The sequence below is a fragment of the Pedobacter foliorum genome (assembly GCF_013266735.1).
In the GTDB taxonomy this organism is placed as follows: domain Bacteria; phylum Bacteroidota; class Bacteroidia; order Sphingobacteriales; family Sphingobacteriaceae; genus Pedobacter; species Pedobacter foliorum.
This window is the reverse complement of sequence record NZ_JABSNU010000009.1, coordinates 79,147-99,256: the sequence shown is the minus strand read 5'-3', so window position 1 is coordinate 99,256 and position 20,110 is coordinate 79,147. Positions and strand designations below refer to the sequence as shown.

General features: G+C 38.4%; 11 protein-coding genes. 6 read left to right on the top strand and 5 right to left on the bottom strand.

What is annotated here, in order from left to right:
• Nucleotides 1-17 precede the first annotated feature (17 nt).
• From HQN83_RS17595 to HQN83_RS17570, 6 genes are all read left to right on the top strand, one after another.
• The gene (locus HQN83_RS17595; protein ID WP_173091794.1) at nt 18-1,211 is read left to right on the top strand and encodes a glycosyltransferase WbsX family protein; all 1,194 of its coding nucleotides are present in this window, start codon (nt 18-20) and stop codon (nt 1,209-1,211) included.
• 5 nt (nt 1,212-1,216) lie between these two features.
• The gene (locus HQN83_RS17590) at nt 1,217-2,935 is read left to right on the top strand and encodes a hypothetical protein (RefSeq protein WP_173091792.1); all 1,719 of its coding nucleotides are present in this window, start codon (nt 1,217-1,219) and stop codon (nt 2,933-2,935) included.
• 22 nt (nt 2,936-2,957) lie between these two features.
• Nucleotides 2,958-4,763, top strand: coding sequence for a glycoside hydrolase family 71/99 protein (locus HQN83_RS17585; RefSeq protein ID WP_173091790.1), 1,806 nt, complete (start codon nt 2,958-2,960; stop codon nt 4,761-4,763).
• Nucleotides 4,764-4,835: 72 nt separating this feature from the next.
• Entirely contained in the window at nt 4,836-7,655 is a 2,820-nt protein-coding gene (locus tag HQN83_RS17580; protein ID WP_173091788.1) for a family 78 glycoside hydrolase catalytic domain, read from the top strand.
• 23 nt (nt 7,656-7,678) lie between these two features.
• Nucleotides 7,679-9,433, top strand: a complete 1,755-nt coding sequence (locus tag HQN83_RS17575; protein ID WP_173091786.1) for an alpha-L-rhamnosidase-related protein — start codon at nt 7,679-7,681, stop codon at nt 9,431-9,433.
• Between the two features lie 172 nt (nt 9,434-9,605).
• Nucleotides 9,606-10,925, top strand: a complete 1,320-nt coding sequence (locus tag HQN83_RS17570; RefSeq protein WP_173091784.1) for a DUF3887 domain-containing protein — start codon at nt 9,606-9,608, stop codon at nt 10,923-10,925.
• 81 nt (nt 10,926-11,006) lie between these two features.
• On the opposite strand, the gene HQN83_RS17565 is transcribed toward HQN83_RS17570, so the two are convergent.
• The 5 genes from HQN83_RS17565 to HQN83_RS17545 form a co-directional block, all read right to left on the bottom strand.
• The gene (locus HQN83_RS17565) at nt 11,007-12,113 is read right to left on the bottom strand and encodes a DUF4998 domain-containing protein (RefSeq protein WP_173091782.1); all 1,107 of its coding nucleotides are present in this window, start codon (nt 12,111-12,113) and stop codon (nt 11,007-11,009) included.
• Between the two features lie 31 nt (nt 12,114-12,144).
• Nucleotides 12,145-13,332 carry a DUF5000 domain-containing lipoprotein gene (locus HQN83_RS17560; RefSeq protein ID WP_173091780.1) on the bottom strand — a complete coding sequence of 396 codons (1,188 nt, stop codon included), beginning with the start codon at nt 13,330-13,332 and terminating at the stop codon, nt 12,145-12,147.
• Nucleotides 13,333-13,382: 50 nt separating this feature from the next.
• Nucleotides 13,383-15,269 (bottom strand): RagB/SusD family nutrient uptake outer membrane protein, encoded by a 1,887-nt coding sequence (locus HQN83_RS17555; protein WP_173091778.1) that lies wholly within the window; start codon nt 15,267-15,269, stop codon nt 13,383-13,385.
• 52 nt (nt 15,270-15,321) lie between these two features.
• Nucleotides 15,322-18,669, bottom strand: coding sequence for a TonB-dependent receptor (locus tag HQN83_RS17550; protein ID WP_173091776.1), 3,348 nt, complete (start codon nt 18,667-18,669; stop codon nt 15,322-15,324).
• A 263-nt stretch (nt 18,670-18,932) separates the two neighbouring features.
• A complete protein-coding gene (locus HQN83_RS17545; protein WP_173091774.1) occupies nt 18,933-20,087 on the bottom strand; it encodes a FecR family protein in 1,155 nt (384 codons plus the stop codon).
• Nucleotides 20,088-20,110 lie beyond the last annotated feature (23 nt).

Here is a 20,110-nt window from a genome sequence, read left to right as displayed (position 1 = left end):
AATTTACAATAAGCATAATGAAATCATTCTCTTATAAAAGATTAGTCTTGTTTTTAGGAATAGGTCTAGTTGTTTCTACCATGTTTCAATCTTGCAGTATCAAAAAGAAAATTACTCAGGAATATGATGTGGCTGCATTTTATTGGCCTGCCTATCATTATGAACCCAGAGCTGAGTTTTTATTTCCTGAGAAAAAAGGAGAATGGGAAATCATTTACAAATCAAAAGCGAAAGATAAAGGACATGCCCAACCAAAAGTTCCATTATGGGGCTATCTTGATGAGGCAAATCCAAAGGATATGGATAAAAAAATCACTGCCGCTGTTGACCACGGAGTGAATACATTTATTTTCGATTGGTATTGGTACGAGGGGAAACCCTTCCTTGAAGATTGCATCAATGAAGGGTTTTTAAAAGCTAACAAAAACCGCATGAAATTTTACCTTATGTGGGCCAATCATGATGCTACAACTTACTGGGAGCGAGAAAACCCGAAAAAGGATTCTGTGATTTGGAAGGGGAGTGTCGATCGTAAGCAGTTTAATGTCGTAGTGGATCGTGTAATAGAGAAGTACTTCAAAAACCCTGCTTATTACAAAATTAATGGTGCCCCGGTATTCTGTATCTATGAACTTCATACGCTCATTGCCGGATTAGGAGGTGCAGAGCAAACTAAAGAAGCTTTAGATTACTTCAGACAAAAAACCATTGCTGCTGGATTCCCTGGGCTGCATTTACAAGGGATTCTTTGGCAGGCATTACCATCGAGTATTGCGGGAGTGCCTGGTGAAAAAATTGAAACACAGAATAAGGTAATGGAGTATTTTGGCTTTAACAGCCTTACCAACTATTGTTGGGCACATTTACAAAATCCAGATGGAGATTACGAGAAATGGGCAGATTTGTCTACTAATATGTGGCAGGGGTTTAGTAAAGATTTTACGATTCCATATTTTCCTAATCTGACAATAAGTTGGGATGCGAATCCAAGGTTCCCGTATAGAACCGGTTACATAAATAACCCTGCTCCAGATAAGTTTGCAAAGTATGTTGCAAAGGCAAAAGTATTTGCAGATGAACATCCAAAACAACGCAAATTGATTACAATCAACGCCTGGAATGAATGGTCGGAAGGAAGTTATCTGGAGCCTGATACATTATATAAAATGGGATATCTTGATGTGTTAAAAAAGGCATTTGTTAAAAAATAAATCTTATGAGGTATGTTCATCTTATAATACTATTTACACTAATTGGTATAGGTTCGTTAAGTGCTCAGCCGTTTGCCGGAACTGATGATCTGGGCAGAATTCTTCCTCAAAATAACGAGGTTGGAAATCCAAGAAAAAAAACCGTTGCCATGTTCTATTTTTTATGGCATGAAACTGCACCACGTAAGTATTGGGACCTTAGTGAAATAGTGAATACTCATCCGGAAGTACTCAATGATTTTGATAATCCATATTGGGGAAGTGGAGGGATGTATTATTGGGGAAAGCCTATTTACGGGTATTATAAAGCGGATGATTACTGGGTGCATTTAAGAAGTATCCAGCTGCTGACTGACGCAGGTGTAGATATTCTTGTAATTGATGCAACAAACCGTTTAACTTATCCAAAACAGGCGGACGTATTGATGAAGGCGATGAATGCGGTACGTGCTCAGGGTAAAATTCCTCCAAAGATTGTGTTTTATACCAACACTTCTTCGGGTGAGACCATGCAGGAAGCCTATAATAATTTCTACAAACCAGAGGCACCGTATCGCCATCCAGAATGCTGGTATTTAATGGATGGCAAGCCGCTTATAATTGGCATATCAGCGGAAGCTAAAGGAAAAGATTACGAGAATGCTTTTACATATAGAGAGTCGCAATGGCCAAATGAACCTCAAAAAACAAATAGCTGGCCATGGATTGAATTTGTAAGGCCGCAAAAAACATACAAGAATGCCAAAGGTCAAGTAGAAATTATCAATGTCTCAGTCGCTCAGCATCCTAATCCAACTGCTGGTATGGGAGGCTCTGCATTTTACGGTAATAAGGACAATTGGGGCAGGAGTTATCATAAAGGATCACCAGGAAATCCTGCAACAGATGTAATTTATGGCTATAATTTTCAGGAGCAATGGGACTATGCTATAAAACAAAATACACCTTTTGTGTATGTAACAGGTTGGAATGAGTGGATAGCGGGAAAATTTCCAAGCAGAGATGATAATCCAGAACATTCCTGGTTTTGTGATCAGGCAAGTCCTGAATATAGCAGAGATATTGAACCCTCGCTTACTGCAGGCTTAAAGGATAATTATTATATGCAATTGGTTGGCAATATAAGGAGGTATAAAGGTGTGGCTGCTAATCCTTCGGCTGGTTTGCCTAAAACAATTAGAGGGCTCGGTGATTGGGCATCAGTACAATTAATTTATAAAGATTATACAGGCGACACAAAGGAACGCAATCATTCGGGTACACCTATAGAGCCTGCTACTGTTTATACCAACACAACAGGTAGAAATGATTTCGAGCAGATGAAGGTTGCACGTGACAAAGTAAACATTTACTTCTTGGTGAAAACCGTTGCCAATATCACTACTAATTCAGGTAGTAATTGGATGAGATTATATCTGGATGTAGACAGAAGTGCTAAAACAGGTTGGAAAGGATATGAATTTAGAGTTGCAGCCGGAAGCATTTTACAACTGTATAAGGATGGAGAGTGGCAAAATATACAAACATTAAAATACCAGGTTAAGGGTAATCAAATGATGATTACTGTTCCAAGAACCTACCTTAGAAATGTAGGCAAACCGCTCAATTTTGAATTTAAATGGTCTGATAATATGCAGGACGATAGTGACCCATTGGACTGGTATGTGAATGGTGACACAGCACCTGGAGGTCGCTTTAATTTTATTTATAGTTCAGCCAATTGATAATGTTTTTAAAAAATTAGGTATGGTGCAAAAGGCAAGATTTAAGATTTGTTTATTGGGAATACTCTGCGTTGCTTTTTTTCAGGTAAGTGCCCAACATTTAATCTCCTCCTCTAATGCAGATACATGGGTGGCAAAAGATGAGCTTGGTCGTGCTATTGATCCTGCCAATTATAAAAATATACGTAAAGATAAATATGCAGGTATATTCTATTTTATATGGCAGGGCGCTCATGGTTACGATCAACATAAAGGTGGTGCTGCAGATGGCGGAATTATGCCTAAAACACCGGGAGATACGGTTAGCCCTTACGACATTACTAAACTGTTAAAGGCTAACCCAACGGGTCCTAAATATGGACCAATTCATGCTTTTCACCATTGGGGGGAACCTTATTTTGGTTACTACCTTGCAGATGATGAATGGGTAATCCGCAAGCATGCACAAATGTTGTCGGATGCAGGTATTGATGTGATTATTCTCGATGTAACCAATGCTGCAATTTACTTGCCTCAGCTTACTAAAATAGCAAATACTTACATGAAAATGCGTGCAGAAGGATTAAGCACACCTTCTATTTCTTTTATCGTAAACAGTGCGCCAAAACAAACGGTTAATAATCTTTACGAACAGATTTACAAAAAGGGATTATTCAGCAATCTTTGGTTCATGTGGAAAGGAAAGCCATTACTGCTGTGTCCGCCGGAGGCTGTTACACCTGAAATTGGCAACTTCTTTACTACCCGACATTCATGGGCTTGGAGTAAAGGGCAGGAATGGTTTGCTGATGGTAAAGACAAATGGCCATGGCTTGATCACTATCCTCAGTCTTATGGCTGGCATGACACAAAAGATAAAGCTGAGCAAGTAGCCGTTTCAATTGCACAACACCCTATGTCGAACATTGGTAGGAGCTTTCATAATGGCAAACAACCTGAAATATTCTCGACCGAAAAAGGACTTTATTTTGCAGAACAATGGAAAAGAGCGCTTGAAGTAGATCCTGAGTTTGTATTTATAACTGGATGGAATGAATGGGTGGCCATGCGCTTTAATGATGGTGCATCTAAGACTTTTTTAGGTAAGTCCATAGAAAAGGGAGAAACATATTTTGTGGATCTTTATAATGCAGAATTTAGCAGAGATGCAGAACCTGAAAATGGAGTAACCAAAGACAATTATTATTACCAGTTAGTGGATTATGTAAGAAAGTTTAAAGGCTCCGGAAAATTACCCACTTACAAAACCAATGCTTCGGTTACTATCGATGGTAAATTTGAGGATTGGAAAAAAATACCAGCAGTGTATAAAGATGATAGCGGAGATACCTTCCATCGTAAGCATCCCGGCTGGGGTCGAATAAGCGAATATGTAAATACTTCCGGGCGTAATGATATTGTAGAATCCAGAATTACCTCAGACGAACAGAATGTATATTTTTATGTAAAAACAAAGGATGAATTAACTCCAGGTAATTCTCCGGATTGGATGCATTTGTTTATCGGTGTAAAAGGAGTTGGCAGTGCAGGCTGGGAGGGATTTCAGTATGTAGTAAATCAGAAGCTTTTAAGTAATAATCGTGCTACGTTGCATAGCCTAAAAAAAGATGGAAAGCTTGGTAAGGCTATTGCAATAAAATACAGAACCAGTAAAAATGAACTAGAGTTGGTTATTCCTAAAAACAAGCTTGGGATTGCCGGGAACAAGTTTACTTTAGATTTTAAATGGGCTGACAATTCGCCTATTGATGGAAATGCAATGCATTGGTTAGATAAAGGAGACACTGCCCCAAATGCAAGGTTTGCCTACAGGTATATTAAGGAATAGAATATTATACTGGACAGTACAGGTTGCCATTAAGCTGTAATTGTGTTACTTTAAAAGACCAAATATTTCCCAATGATACCAACTAAAAATATATTTATTGCATTGATGTTTCTCTGTTTTTCGGGGACAGCTTTCGCCTCCAAAATAATAGAGAAGATAAGTTCTGTTATTCCGGTAAATACACGATGTGAGTATCTCATAAATCCACAGGGATTAGATGAATTACAGCCTCGTTTAAGTTGGACACTTACTGCAACAGATACTGCTGCATTTGGACAAAAGCAAACTGCTTATAGAATTATCGTAGCCTCAACAGAGAGTGGACTTAAAATAAATAAGGGAGATATATGGGATTCAGGATGGGTTAATTCTGCAGAAATGCAACAGATAACCTATAAAGGAAAAGCGTTTCAATCAGATAAAAACTATTTCTGGAAAGTATCGGTTAAGGACGAAAATGGAAAAATCTCGCCATGGAGTAAAATAGCTTACTGGACAACAGGTTTACTTAATCCAACGGATTGGAAAGCAAAATGGATTGGTACTGACCAGATTTTTGATCCCAAACAGCAGGATTGTAACATCTCCGATCCATGGCTTAGAAAAACCTTTACGCTTAAAACAAAACCGGGTAAAGCAAACATCTTTGTAGCTTCTGTAGGTTTTCATGAAGTATATGTTAATGGGAAAAAGATAGGGAATGATGTTATGGCACCAAGTGTAACCGATCATATGAAAAGGGCGCGTTATGTTGCTTATGATATTGCTCCGGAACTAAAAGCAGGCAAAAATGTGATTACCATTTGGTTGGGTACATCATGGTCTATTTTTGGTCCATACATTGTGAAAGACAGACCGAATACCCCAATTGTAATTGCTCAGGCCTCAATTTATACCAGCAAAAATACCACACCACTATCAAAGCCTGAACTGCTAATCAGTACAGATGAAACCTGGAAAACTCATAAAAGCCCTAATAAATTATTAGGTGTATGGGATTCTAACAGAATGGGAGGAGAGATCTGGGATGCGAATAAAGAAGTTCCAAATTGGAATACCACAGCTTGTGATGAAACAACCTGGGATAAAGCAATAGTTTATCAGCCTAAGCTAATTCTATCTGCTCAAAAAATAGAAGGTAATCGTGTTTTTGATGAAATAAAGCCAATTGGAATTGCAGAAAGAAACGATGGAACCTATCGCGTTGATATGGGTGTGAATTTTGCAGGTTGGACGGAGATTAAAGTAAAGGGTAAACAAGGTGATAAGATTGAATTTCTATTTTCAGAAAGAGAACAGGCCGACATCACCTTTAGCAATCACAGTGCTTTTATTATCGGAAAAACTGGTGAGGGGACTTTTCATAATCGGTTTAACTATAGTTCAGGTCGTTGGATTACCATTAAAGGTTTAAAAAGTAAACCATCTCTGGCTGATATCCGTGGATGGATGGTGCGTACCGATTACAAAGAAGCTACTACATTTGTATGTTCTGATCCTTTGCAAAACTGGATGTATGATAGAATTAAATGGACTTTTCAGAACCTATCAATAGGCGGCTACATTGTAGATTGCCCTCAGCGCGAAAGGCTTGGTTATGGTGGCGATGCACATGCAACCTGCGAGACAGGGATGTTCAATTATCACATGGCGGCGTTCTATACTAAATGGATGGAAGACTGGAGAGATGTGCAGGGGACAGAATCTCTGGTGGGCAATATGTACGATGAAAACTTTGCCCGCAAAGGTATAATGGGTGGTCGTATAATGAACAACGGAGTTTTGCCGCATACTGCACCTACTTACATGGGCGGTGGTGGTCCGCCATGGGGTGGCATAGTAGTTTCCTTGCCTTGGTTTATTTATCAGCATGAAGGCGATAAAAGAGTGCTTGACAAGAATTTTGAAATGATAAAAGGTTGGCTTTCGTTTTTAGATCTTAATACTAAAGATGATATGCTAGTTCGCTTTGGCGGAGCATGGGATTTTTTAGGCGATTGGTTATGGCCGGGGGCAACTGCTGAAGGAATGAACAACGATAAACCTCAAACAGTCTTTTTAAACAACTGCTACCGGGTGTTTAACCTTCGTACTGCCGCTAAAATTGCCCGTGTGCTTCATAAAGATAAAGAAGCAGAACAGTGGGAAAATCAAGCTGATGTATCTAGCACAGCAATTCATGCCAAGTTTTACAATGCAGACGATCATAGCTATTCTGATAAATCGATGTCTAATTTGGCTGCGGCTTTATTAGGTGAAGTAATGCCTCAAGATTTAAAACCATTAATAATGAAACGACTGGAAAACGAAATTCTGGTTGTTCGTAAAGGGCACATCAATGTGGGTATAACAGGCGGTGCAATGCTTTTTAAAGTACTAAGGGATGCAGGGCGAGACGATCTTATTTATTCGATGACATCGCAAACTGACTATCCAAGTTGGGGTTATATGAAAGCTAATGATGCAACCACCATTTGGGAAATGTGGGAAAAAGACCTGCCGGGACATTCTCTATTGCACAGCTCTTATCTGTATCCAGGTGCATGGTATGTTGATGGAGTTGCTGGTATAAAACGCGATCCTCAAGTGCCAGGATTTCAGCGTTTCATTGTTCGCCCACCACTGTTAACGGCTACTCAAATGGAATGGGCTAAAGCCGATATGCAGTCACCTGCAGGTTTAATTAAAACGGCATGGAAACGTACAGGAAATCAGCTTGTGATGAATATCAATGTGCCACCAAACTGTACCGCTATACTTCAGCTACAAGAAAAAGAAGCTGTAGATATAGCAGACAAATCAAAATATATTAAGGACTTAGGCCTCAAAGATGGCTTCAGAACTTTTGAGCTTACCTCGGGAAACCACACTATTAAAACACAGAAAATCTAAACAGATCATTATAAATTAAAAACATGTTACAGAAATTTTTATATCCTTTTTTTACCGTTTGTTTACTAGCCACTGCAATACAGGCACAGCCGGGTAAGAAACTTAGCAATACCGCTAAAGCCGGTAGTATTAGTCCCTTAACCAGACAATATGTTTCTCCTGTAAAGATTTTATGGAAAGAAGGCCAGACTAGTAATCTTGAACAATTGTTGAAACCGGGAATTAGTCAGGCTGATTTAGCCAACCGTAATATGGCAATCTTGAAAAATGATGGTTCTGGTAAAAAAGCATCCATACTACTTGATTTTGGTAAAGAACTGCAAGGTGGATTGGAGATTGTAACTGGCATGTGGGGGCCAAAGAACCTTCCTCTTAAGATCCGTGTACGTTATGGAGAATCTGCGAGTGAAGCAATGTCGGATGTTGGCGGTCCAAAAGGAGCAACCAATGATCATGCAATCAGAGATTTCACTACAGTGGCTCCCTGGTTGGGCAGAATCCAATTAGCTGAAAGCGGATTTCGCTTTGTGCGTATAGATCTTGAAGAAGAAAACGCTGAACTCCAATTGAAAGAAGTTCGTGCAATTTTTACGTATCGAGATATTCCATATATCGGCTCGTTTAAAAGTAGTGATGAACGCTTAAATAAAATCTGGGAAACCGGAGCTTATACAGTACACTTAAATATGCAGGAATACCTTTGGGATGGAATTAAACGTGATAGACTGGTTTGGGTTGGAGATCTTCACCCTGAAATCTCTACCGTTAATTCTGTTTTTGGATACAATGAGGTGGTTCCTAAAAGTTTAGATTTATCCAGAGAAACTACGCCATTACCAGGCTGGATGAACGGAATAAGCACATACTCAATGTGGTGGATTATCCTTCATTACGATTGGTATATGCAGAATGGTGATTTAAATTACTTGAAGCAACAGAAGTCATATTTAAGTGGATTAGTAAAGCAAATAGTTGCAAAAGTTGGCGACGATAATAAAGAGAAACTGGATGGAACTCGCTTTCTGGATTGGCCATCAAGCGAAAATCCAAAAGGAATTCATGCAGGTTTACAAGCCATGACGGTTTGGTCCTTGTCGGCAGCATCTAAAATAAGTACACTTGTTGGCGATAAAGAAACAGCAGACCTTTGCAACAAAACTGTAGCTAGAATGCGCAAATATGTACCTGATCCTAATGGTTCAAAACAAGCTGCAGCTCTACTTGCTATTACCGGTTTAATGCCTGCAGAGAAAGCCAATAAAGATGTTCTATCTGTTGGAGGAGCTGCAAATTTCTCTACTTTTTATGGATACTACATGCTTGAGGCAAAAGCTAAAGCAGGAGATCATCAAGGTGCTATCGATGTAATCCGCCAATATTGGGGTGCAATGCTTGACTTAGGCGCTACAACTTTCTGGGAAGATTTCAATATGGATTGGATCCCAAATGCTTCTCGTATTGATGAGTTGGTACCTGAAGGTAAAAAGGATGTGCATGGTGATTATGGAGCATACTGCTATATCGGTTTCAGACATAGTTTATGTCATGGATGGGCTTCTGGACCTACAGCATGGCTAACAGAACATGTTTTGGGAATAAAAGTAGTTGAAGCAGGATGTAAAGCAATTAAAATAGAGCCACATTTAGGTGATTTAAAATTCGTTGAAGGAACATATCCTACGCCATATGGTGTTTTAAAAGTTAAACACACTAAACTTTCCAACGGCAAAATTAAAACGGATGTAAGTGCCCCTAAAGGTGTAAGAATAATTCAATAGGATTCCAATGTAGTTTTAAGTAAACGTCATGTCCATGTTTTTTCAGTAAAAACATGGACTCAACATGGACTTACACTAAATTGTTGTTCTGCTGTTATTTGTTTTCTTAAATAATGTTAGCTTTGGTTTGGAGTCTGTAAATCAAAAGGCTTGAAAATCAATTATTATTTAAATGAAGAAAGTAATTCTGTTAATCTTTGCATTGTTTGTTACAACGAGTGCGTTCTCACAAGGCGTATTAAATTTATTAGGTCGTTCGCAAGATTTTTTTAAGCTCCTGGAAGACCAGAAATATACCGAAGCTTATGGATATTTGGATAGTACCTTTCAGGCCAAAGTTCCTGAAGAGGATTTGAAAAAACTATGGACTCAAGTTTCAGAAAAATTAGGTAAAGTTGAAACGTTAGATGTAATTAGTAGTAAAACTCAAGGGGAGTTTTTTGTAGTTACATTGGAAGGGAAATTTACTAATGAGGACCAGAACTTTCTTTTAGCATTTAACAAAGCCGAAAAAATTGTTGGTTTCTTTCTTCAACCAAAGTCTACAGCACCTACCTATACACTCCCTGCATATGCAGATACTACCTTGTATAAGGAAACTGAAATAAACGTTAAAACGCCGGGACATACTTTAGTCGGGGTGTTAACCGTACCTAAAAAGCTTAAAAGCTATCCTGTTGTGGTGTTAGTTCATGGATCTGGACCGGCTGATATGGATGAAACTGTTGGCCCAAATAAACCGTTGAAAGATATAGCCGTTGGTTTGGCTTCAAAAGGTATAGCCTCTATTCGTTACGTAAAAAGAACAATGATTTACTCAGGTGAATTTGGAAAAGCTTTTACTGTTAAAGAGGAAGTAATGGATGATGCTCTTGGTGCAATTGCTCTTGCCAGAACTTTACCAGAAGTAAATAAGAAACAAATTTACTTACTTGGACATAGTTTGGGAGGGATGCTTGCTCCAAGGATAGCTACATTGGCACCGGATTTAAATGGGATTATAATGCTAGCAGCGCCGGCAAGGAAGTTTACAGATCTTCTGGTTGAGCAAAATAAATATATGTTTAGTTTCTCTAAAGATACTTCCGAGGCAGGTAAGAAAAGCTTGGATACTGTAATCAAGGAGTTGGATGTTACAAGGATAACTAAGCTTGGTACAATGAAGCCTGATTCAGTTTTATTGGGGTTACCGGCCTCTTATTGGGCTGATCTTAATTTGAATGATCAGGTTGCAACAGCAAAGAAATTAGCCAAACAGCGTATTTTTGTTGGTCAAGGAGGAAATGATTTTCAGGTTTCGACCACTGACTATAATTTATGGAACGCGGCTATTGGGAAGAAAAAGGGTTCAATGGTAAAATTGTACCCAGAGCTTAATCATCTTTTGAGTCCGCAAACTGAAAAAGGGACTATGGAACAATACAGGGTTCCTGTTAATGTTTCAGAAGGATTGATAACGGATATTGCCACCTGGATAAAGGCTAAGCCTTAGATAAGTAATCCCTTATGCTTCTAGCTGCTCGTGGGCAACCGAAAGCATAAGGGGTTTTAATATTGTTTTGGCCTAAGGGTTTTATAATCCGTAGGCACTGATTTCTCCAATAACCATGTTGTTTTCAGGGCCTGATACTCCTACAAACTTAAAGTATCTTGCTTTTGGTTTTAATGGTAATAAAAAGGTCTGTTCCCCATTTATTAAACGATTAAAATCAAATATCCCCTGATCCGTCCATGTTATGTTATCTAGGCTGGTTAAGAATTGAATTTTATTTGGTGCCCGGTTATCCCCACCATTTTCGAAAGTAGTTCTCCACACTCCAAACTGATTGATAGTTCTTTCAGCACCCATGTCAATAGTAGCATAGTGCGGATAGCTTGAACCTCCTGCTCTACTGTGCCAACGGGTTCCAGCTGTACCATCAATAAAGTTTTTTACACCATTTGTGCCACTGTCGTGCTCAGTTGAGAAGGCGATAATCTTCCAGTCACGTTTATCTAATGATATTAACCCGCTAGTTGTATAATCGGTATAAAAATCATCAATAGTTAAAGAATCCGGCTTAAAAACTGTGCGATATTGAAATGGCATTTCCCATTTTACCCCTGAAAGAGAGGAAGCTGCTTCGGAGGTAGGAATGCGTGCTGTTTTGGCGGTGCCTGAAATGTCGGTATATTTTATTTCAGTATAAACGGCGCCATTTGTAATATCTGCATTCCCCCAATCGATAACAATCTTATCATCTTTGTTTAATGCCAATTGATTAATCGGACGCGATAATAGTTGTGATTGGTATCTTTCTCCATAAGAACCACTGATCAGCTCTACAGGGATTGAAGAATCACCTCTGTTATTATATGTTTTAATAATAAACGAATAGGCTTTTTCTGGTAAATCGTTAATAACTACACTAATTGTGTCGCCGGAAACGGGAATAGGGACTACTACAGAATCTATAAAGTTATTCCAAAAAATCTTTGCAACGTTTACATTTGGATCTGCTCCTCTGAGCCAGGCAATTTTGACTCGGTTTCGCCCGGAATAAGCCATAGGCGATTTAGCTTTACCTGTATAGGTTATTCCACCTTTAACTACGTACTGGCTATACGTGCTATCCATTTTTTTACAGGATGTAAATGACAAAACCAATATTAATGAGAGGTACCAATTTATTAATTTCATAGTATTATTATCTTTAAATAAATAAAACTGTTTATTCTATTTTACCAAAAAAGGTAAGTTCAGAAATGGTTATTTGTCCCGAACTGCTATAAGATTCTGTTGATTTTAATCGGATATAGCGTATGGCTGGGCCAATGGTTTCAAACTCAAAATCTTCTCCATTGAAATATCCGTAGTTGTAATCGTCCTGATTTGTTTGTCCTAACGGTAAACCAGAAGGCTTAAATGATTTAAAAGTGCCTAACAATGTCCAGTTGTTCCAGCCTCCATCGGCGTCAGGATTATTAGATCCCCACATCTCAAATGATTTTAGCGCAGAACTGTTATAAAAATGTTCTGATTCCAGTTGATGTTCTTTGAATCTGCTTAGTACTACTTTTTGGCCAAGGTCTAATGTAAACCATTGAGGCATTTTTGATCCGTTTGCAGAAGCAAATAATCCTGCCCAACCGATTTTACCATCATAGACCTTTTCTAAAGGGTAATTGGCATCCGCTGGTGTGTAGGTGTCGGTCGGTAAGCGTAATGCAGAAAATTTGTTTTTTGGGATCAGTTCTTCAAATATGGGTGTTAGCTCTTTGATCAGTGTATCTGATTTATTATTCCAGCGATCAGTCAGGTAAACGGCAAATTTTTTCTTGATTGTTTTAAGTCCACGTGCAGAGAATGCTCCCTCCAATGCCCCTGTGTAAAATGTGGTTACGGGAGCCCAGGTTCCTGATCCTGTACTATCTACCATAACTTGGATAGCCAACTTAGCTTGCGACTCATTTTTAAAGCGGACTTTAACTCCTCCAAAAGCAGCAACAATATCCAAATCATCGAAAGCTGATATAACCGGAGGGATTAATGGTATAACACTTACAGAAACAGGATCTGAAGCTTTCTCATTTTTACCAATGCTAAAGATTTTTACCTCATGACTTTTGGTATCTCCATAACCAACCAGAGATAATGTATCCGAATAAAAAGAAGATTTTGCCTCGCGATAAACCCCCGGTTGAATTTCATAAACTGCTTTTACATAGGCTAAATTTGGGTCGGATGGAATTTTGTAGGTTAATAACGCGCCTCCCGGTATTGCCTTTACAATAACATTGCTTATTTGTGCCGGGGCTGGGGCATTTTTATCAATATGATCTAGCCTGTCTTCCCTTTTACAGCCATAAGATATCACTATCAATAAGGCTACTGCAGTAATAAATATTTTAGTATACATAGTTTTAATTTTTATTGTTCAAAAAATTGTACTGTTATTTTGATTAAAAACTACCAGCCAAGGTTTTGTTTAAGGTTTCTGTTTACAGTGATATTTGATTCCTTGATGGGCCAGAAGTAATCTTTAACATTGAACGTTTGGTTAAAGATTGCCTTTGGTACGTAGTAAGCTGCAGTATTGCTTTGGCTTATGTCCCAGCCAGTAATGGTGCTGTTTAGCTCTTTTGATGCTTCTTTCCAACGACGTAAGTCCCAGAAACGTTGGCCTTCAAAAGCGAGTTCAATTAAGCGCTCCTGGTGAATAATATTGCGCATACCAATCAGAGAGTTAAATTTATCAGGGTTTGTTGAATACTGTGTCCAGGATGCTTGTACAGTGTTAAGACCAGCTCTTTCGCGAACCTTATCGATATAAGTATGTACTTCTGGACTAGGACCTGAAAACTCATTCAACGCTTCAGCATATAGCAGGTAAAGGTCAGCTAGTCTAATTACTGTCCATGGATATGACGTTACAGAATACCCTGTTTGGGTAACTACATTTTGAAAATGGACTAGTTTTTTGACATAATAACCAGTAAAAGTTGAATAGCCAGCTTTACCGGCTCCCTGAGCCTCCCTGTATTTAGCCTCCAGTGCAAATAGCTCTTTGTCCTTGGAATCATCATACTTTCCCTGGCCATACCATATTCCTGAATCAAATCCTAAATCAGCATAAAAACGTGGTTCCCGATCATAGTTTAGTGCAGCGGTTACATCTGATTCTCTAATGTATTTTTTTTCCTTTGCTATAGCTGTACGTAATTTGTATCTACCTGCGTAGTCCCATGTTGGGTCTTCAGAAATTGGCACACCATGTTGTGAATAAAATAATTCGGCCATCTTCAAAGTCGGCGAATGCAGGCCTTTAGTCGCGGTCTGATCAAGATATCTTGGATCTAAGAATGGGGTAACTAAAGCTTGCAGATCTGAAGTGTTAACCTGGGTATTGCCCCATATTACTTCACTATTCCACTTCTGGGTAATTGCATTTCGAATACTCAATTGAGTTACAATCGTATCAGAGAGTTCAAATTGTTGAAAATCTGGTTGATATTTGTAGAGTTTTAGGCCTAGTTCATGGGCTTTGTCGATGGCTATTTTACATGCTTTTGCTGCATTATCCCATTTTTCTTTAGATTCTTCTATACTAAAAAGCTGGGTGCCATTGGAGTTCTTTAAACTTGCCTGATCTGTATTACCATTGAATAATGGACTTGCTGCGGTAACCAGAACTTTTGCCTTTACTGATAGTGCAATCAATTGCGTAACTCTTCCTAATTCTCTTGTTGGGTTGTCTATTGATTCCGGTAAAGAAGGAATGGCCTCATCTAGTAATTCTGTGATGTAATTAAAGCAAGAATCAACTGGAGCCCGAAAAACCTGAACCTGGCTTACAGTTGCATCAACCGGTAAGTTCTTTTTGACTAAAGGAATAGGGCCATACATCCTTACCATGTAATAATGATAATATGCTTTTAAAAATTTCACTTCTCCTATCCAGCGTCTTTTTTCTGTTTCTTTTAAATCAGGCACTTTATCAATATTCTCTAGGAATATATTGCAGTCTCTTAATGCTCTATAATAAGTTTCCCAGTTATCGCCATACGGATTCACCAAATTTTGAAAGCCACGTGCAATATTGGGATAAGTCCCTCCAAGGCCTACCGCTTGCCATAATTCATCTCCGCCAAGCATTGCGGGGTCTTCATAAACATTGCCTTCTCTGGGTATGTAAGAGTAACAGGTAAACAGAAATTTTTCTGCCTGACTGCGCATTGTAAATGCATTATCTATGGTAGCAACATTGTCTGGTACTACATCTAAATATTTTTTACAGGAGTTCAGCACCAAAACCATAATCAGTGCGGTTAATCCTGAAAGCATATATTTTTTCATGATTTTTATCATTAGTTTATTATATAATTGAACAATACCATTACCTTTTTATCTAGTTAAAATTGATATTCAATCCTATATTGAAGACCTTCTGAACAGGGTATCCTAATCCATTTCCACCCATTTCAACATCCCAAAGTTTGAACTTGCTAAAGTTTAGTAGATTGCTCGCGTTAAGGTAAATTCTGAAGTTCGTGGTATGTATTGCTTTCGTAAGTTTTTGAGGGAGTGTATAACCAAGTTCTATTTGTTTTAACCTTAAGAAAGATCCATTACGCATAAACCAGGTGCTAACTTGCGAATTGTTCGTATTAAGTGTGTTACTTAATCTAGGCCACAAAGAATAAACATCTCTTCTGTCTTCTGACCAGTGACTATCTGCATAGGCCTTTAAAACCTGAGTCTCATTTTGGAATGGAGCGGTCGCTATCGGGTCTATCCAGAAAGATTCATTTGCTAACCCCTGGAAGAATGCAGAGAAATCGATGCCTTTAAATCCGGCTGAAAATCCAAATCCATATACTATTTCAGGAGTTGTAGGATTTCCAATTGGAACCATATCTGCTTCAGTAATCTGGCCATCACGATTTACATCAGTGTACTTTATGTCACCTCCTCCGTAAATTCCAAAATTCTGCTTTGGCGAGTTTGCTGCTTCTGCATCATCAACAAATAGACGTTCGGCAATATAACCGTAGTTTTGAGATAATGATTGTCCAACTCGACTGCGGTAAGATTCAACGTATTGTGGCTCTTCATATACTTTAAATTTGCTTATAGCATAGGTAAGATTACCCCTTGCCGATAGCCATAATCCATTGGACAGCGTTTCAGTATAATCCAATGAAATATCTGTTCCTTTTCCGGTTGCTTTTCCAACGTTAGCTCGTATTGGAGCAGAGAAACCCATTGTAACAGGGATAGATGCGCGGGTCATTAATATGTTGTTACGATTCTGGGTATAGTATTCGGCAATGATATTTAGCTTGTTAAATAGGCCAACTTCCAGAGCTATGTTTTTTTGTTTTGAAGTTTCCCAGGTAATTTCCGGATTTGAATATCTTGATACTGAGACTCCTGTAGAATATTGGCCATTGTCGAAATCACGTCCAAAGTAAGCTCCCCTTAGGGGATCGTTCATATTTACATTTGATAAATAAAAGAACCTGTCGCTTGGTGATCCAATAGCATCATTACCGATAATGCCATATGTTGCTCTCAGTTTTAAATTAGAGAAGATGTTTTTAAGTGGTGCCATGAATTTTTCGTTTGAAATACTCCATGCCAAACCTGCAGATGGGAAAAAACCGAATCGGTTACTTTCGTAAAAACGTTCCGACCCGTTATAACCAAAGTTGAATTCGGCAAAGTATCTATTGTCATAGGAATATGTCGCACGACCGGATATTCCAAGATTACGAAATGGCAATGATAATTGAAGGCTACTCGCGTTCGCAGTTACATTCTCTCGCATCATGTAAACAAGCAAACCACTTAGTCCGTGCTTATTAAAGCTGCGACTATAGTTTAGCATTGATTCCATATAAAAAGTAGAACTCAAAGTTTTTGGCCCTTCCTGATAACCCAGATATTCTGTGCCCGTTGCTTCGTTGATAAGAGTGATGCCATATTTGTTTGTCATCTTATCATAGCCCGCAAGTTTATACCAATAGGGGTTATAGAATCGGCTAACATCAAAGTAAGAATTGCGGTTTGTGTTTAGCATGGTTCTGAAAGAAAGTCCAGGGGTTAAAAAACTCATATCTTGTTTTACCTCTAACTGGGCAAGCATTAACGAGCTGGAATAATCTTTATACCCTTTGGTCATTTCTGCATAGGGGTTGATGTATTGGCCATTATCATAGTTTCCAAACAAGATGTGCTTTACGAACTTGTGATCTTCATCAAGAGGGAAGTAGGCTGGGAAAAGTACCGGATTAGATCGCATGACCATTTTATACATATCCCCTCCACCGGCAATAGGTCCTGTATAGTCATCAAAATTTCCACTTAACCTAACAATCATTTCTGTTGTTTTAGTTACATCAATTGTGACGTTTGAACGTAAGGTTGAACTCTTTAGGTCGATATTTGAATTAAAATTGTTACGACGATCAACCTTCATTATTCCATTGTCTTTGTTGAAAGATCCAGATACAAAGTATTTAGCGACACCGCCACCACCACTTATGTTTAGATTTGCACGCTGATTCATGGTGTAATCTTTAAACATGATCTTTTTCCAGTCATTTGCCGGATATACATAAGGATTTGCCCCATTAACAGTATTGGCAATTTTTTCATCCGAATACAATATTGCTTCGAGCGGATCTCGTGTACGTATTGCTTCATTACTCATTTGCATGTAGGTAACAGGATCTGCTAGCTCAACATTTTCAGTAGGGGCAGAAAGAGAATTTTCTAAACGTAATGACAGATTAGCTTTGCCAACTTTACCTTGTTTTGTAGTAACTAGAATTACACCGTTTGCTCCGCGTGCACCATATAATGCAGTGGAGGTGGCGTCTTTCATAATTGAGAAACTGGAGATGTCATCCGGTTGTAGTCGTGCCAGATCTTTGATGGTCAATTCCATTCCGTCAATTAATATTAAGGGAGAAGTTTTGTATCCAAAGGTCGTTACACCACGTACAAAAAAGTCGGCGTTATCTTGTCCTGGTTCTCCACTCCGCTGATAGGCAATTACCCCGGCAGCCCGACCAGCCAATGCTGTTGTTAAATTGCTGGATGGAACTTTAAGGTCAGCTACTTTAATGGTTGTTACTGAACCAACTACTTCCGTCTTTTTTTGAGTTCCGAAGGCAACTACAACAACATCATCAAGGGTATTGTCAGCCGCTTTAAGTGTAACATTAATTGTTGTTAAGTTTTTTACTTTAATTTCCTGGCTTACAAAGCCAACCATACTAAATATAAGGGTGCTTTCCTCGCTTGGGACACTTATTGAATACCTGCCAAATCCATCAGTTGTAGTTCCTATACTTGTTTTTTCCTTTACCTTTATAGAAACTCCGGGGATAGGCCCTGCAGAATCAGAAACAATACCTTTTATTTGTTTCTCTAGTTTTCTGCTTATTTCAGTCTCTTTGCTTTTGATTACTATGGTTTTGCCAATAATGCTATAGAATATCGGTTGATCCTTAAAGCATTCTTTAAGGGCTTGATCGAGTGTTACCTTTTCAAGGTTAACATCGATGTTATTTGTGTTACGAAGTAATGAATTCTCATACCAAAACAAATAGCCACTTTGCTTTTTCAATTCTTTAAAGATCTTTTCAAGCGGTGCATTTTTGGCCGAAAGTGTAATTGTTTGAGCATGCCCTGAAGCATTTACCTGAAGGCAGCCAACAACTATTACGAAGAATACTGTTAATTTCATACCCATGAAAATTTTGAATAGGCCCCGGTGTTTTTCATGGTGGGGCCTATAGATAGAATAAAAATCCATACTTTTGTTTGTTGGGGTTTAAGTGAATATCAGTCAATAGATAAGAATGGTTAATCCCTACAACTGTTGAAAAACAGTGTAGCCGATAATGTTAGCGCATTATCGGTTTTTTGATGTTAACCGGATATTAGGGGGAATTGTAGCTTTTTTTCATATTTGGTTTGGTTTGGTTTATTATTTGGTTGATTGTTTAGTTAAGGCATTACTGTGATGGTTTTATTGTCGAACTTGAATCTTATCTTGCTTGTTTCCAGTATCCCGATTAACTCTGAAAGATTTGCTTGTCGAGATACTTCTCCGGTAAATAGTCTGGTAGGAATTTCTCCTTCGTAGTTTACATTGATATCGTACCATCTGGAAACCTGACGCATGATTGTTTTGATATCCGCATTTGTAAATGATATAATTCCATTTTTCCAGGCTATTGCATCTTCTTGAGCTGGTCCTACTTTTATTTCATCTTTTACTTTTGCCTGTTGCCCTTTTTTAATGACTCTGACCTGTTTATCGTGAGTTATTTTTACTGAGCCTTCCAGTAAAGTAGTAGTAGTGGATGATTCATTTTCGTAAGTATTGATGTTGAAGGTGGTTCCGAGAACTTCGAGTTCTTGTTTGGAAGTTTTAACAATGAAGGGTTGATTTTTATTATGGGCAACTTCAAAATAGGCTTCTCCAGTTAATTCAACTAACCTATCGCCAGTGCTCTCAAATGTGATTGGAAATTTAAGGGAGGACTCTGCATTTAACCAAACCTTTGTTCCATCAGGTAAGTTTATCCTGTATTGTCCTCCCCGTGGGGTTTCTATTGTGTTTAGAGCTTTTGTGTCTGTTTCTACTTTTCCTGTAATTTCATAAACCAGTTCACCATCTCTGGTTTTTATAATCTTAACACCACTCTTATTTGATATTTCTCCATTATCCGCATCTGTAAGGAAGATTTTAGACCCATTTGCAAGTGTCAATACTGCTTTATTTCCTCCTGGGGGTATATTGAACGCTGCTGTACTGCCAATGGAATTAGGTTTGTTATATGTAGCCTTTCTGTTGGAATAAAAAGTTATAAAAGTGATAAAGACTAAGGTGGCCGCAATTGCTGGCCAGATTATATTTAGTTTTTTTGCAGTAGAGGAGTAGTTGCCTTCATTTTGATCTATTGCTTGATTGATTTTATTTTTTAACCGGACATTTAGTTTATTCTCTTCTTCAACGTTTAGTTCGCTGGTATAATCTGAATTGTGCTCGAAAATCTTGAAATAAGCATTTAAAAATTCTTCTTCCGTAGGGGTAGTTGTACCCTTATAGTGTTTCTTTAGAATTTCTAAAATTTTTTCTTTTTCTAAATTGCTCATAGGGTTTTAGATCATCAGATAGC

Bases quoted from the DNA above. Each gene is read 5' to 3' on its own strand.
- HQN83_RS17595 (WP_173091794.1), top strand. From the start codon at position 18: ATGAAATCATTCTCTTATAAAAGATTAGTCTTGTTTTTAGGAATAGGT.
- HQN83_RS17590 (WP_173091792.1), top strand. From the start codon at position 1,217: ATGAGGTATGTTCATCTTATAATACTATTTACACTAATTGGTATAGGT.
- HQN83_RS17585 (WP_173091790.1), top strand. From the start codon at position 2,958: ATGGTGCAAAAGGCAAGATTTAAGATTTGTTTATTGGGAATACTCTGC.
- HQN83_RS17580 (WP_173091788.1), top strand. From the start codon at position 4,836: ATGATACCAACTAAAAATATATTTATTGCATTGATGTTTCTCTGTTTT.
- HQN83_RS17575 (WP_173091786.1), top strand. From the start codon at position 7,679: ATGTTACAGAAATTTTTATATCCTTTTTTTACCGTTTGTTTACTAGCC.
- HQN83_RS17570 (WP_173091784.1), top strand. From the start codon at position 9,606: ATGAAGAAAGTAATTCTGTTAATCTTTGCATTGTTTGTTACAACGAGT.
- HQN83_RS17565 (WP_173091782.1), bottom strand. From the start codon at position 12,113: ATGAAATTAATAAATTGGTACCTCTCATTAATATTGGTTTTGTCATTT.
- HQN83_RS17560 (WP_173091780.1), bottom strand. From the start codon at position 13,332: ATGTATACTAAAATATTTATTACTGCAGTAGCCTTATTGATAGTGATA.
- HQN83_RS17555 (WP_173091778.1), bottom strand. From the start codon at position 15,269: ATGAAAAAATATATGCTTTCAGGATTAACCGCACTGATTATGGTTTTG.
- HQN83_RS17550 (WP_173091776.1), bottom strand. From the start codon at position 18,669: ATGAAATTAACAGTATTCTTCGTAATAGTTGTTGGCTGCCTTCAGGTA.
- HQN83_RS17545 (WP_173091774.1), bottom strand. From the start codon at position 20,087: ATGAGCAATTTAGAAAAAGAAAAAATTTTAGAAATTCTAAAGAAACAC.